The sequence below is a fragment of the Vibrio sp. 970 genome (assembly GCF_033339075.1).
In genome coordinates this window covers 1-633 of record NZ_JAWOTW010000455.1, presented here as the reverse complement: position 1 = coordinate 633, position 633 = coordinate 1, and the positions used below count along the sequence as shown (strand labels likewise).

At 46.1% G+C, this 633-nt stretch carries 1 protein-coding gene; it reads left to right on the top strand.

Going from position 1 to position 633, the window contains the following annotated elements:
- A partial coding sequence (locus tag R7Q11_RS27255; RefSeq protein WP_225467118.1) for a ChaN family lipoprotein occupies positions 1-626 on the top strand: 626 nt, incomplete at its 5' end.
- Positions 627-633: the final 7 nt, after the last annotated feature.

Below are 633 nucleotides of genomic sequence, written 5' to 3'. Positions count from 1 at the left end.
ACGCTTATCTAAAAGGCGAAATTGGTGAACAATACTTCATGTCTCAAAGCAATGCGTGGCCAAACTATGAAAGCGATTACCGCCCACTCGTTGAGTTCGCCAAGCAAGCCAACTTACCTGTTATCGCCGCAAATGCACCCAAATACATCATCCGCTGCATTGGTCGTCAAGGTGTTGATTACCTGAATAAATTAGATGATGAAGAGCGTAGCTTTGTGGCTGAAAACGTCAATACCGCGAACAGCCCATATAAAGAAAAGTTCATGGCATCCATGCATCATGGCAAGCCAGAGCAAACTGAAAAGCAATACGCCGCACAAGTAACGTGGGACGAAACCATGGCGGAGTCGATTGTGAAATACCTCGCTCAAAACCCAAATGCTCAAGTTGTTCATGTCGCGGGGAAATTTCATACAGAAGCAGGTTTAGGTACCGCAGCATCCATTTTACAACGCAACCCTGAGCTTAAAGTGGTGGTGGTTAATCCAACGTCTGAAATCAGTACAAACAGCCCCGATTATCAGTTAGAAGTACTCGAACCGCCGGTTCGCTTCGTTCAAGACGCGAACAGAATGGCCGCGTATAAGCACCTATCTACACGTAATGACGATCTTCAATGTAAATAACGCGGCC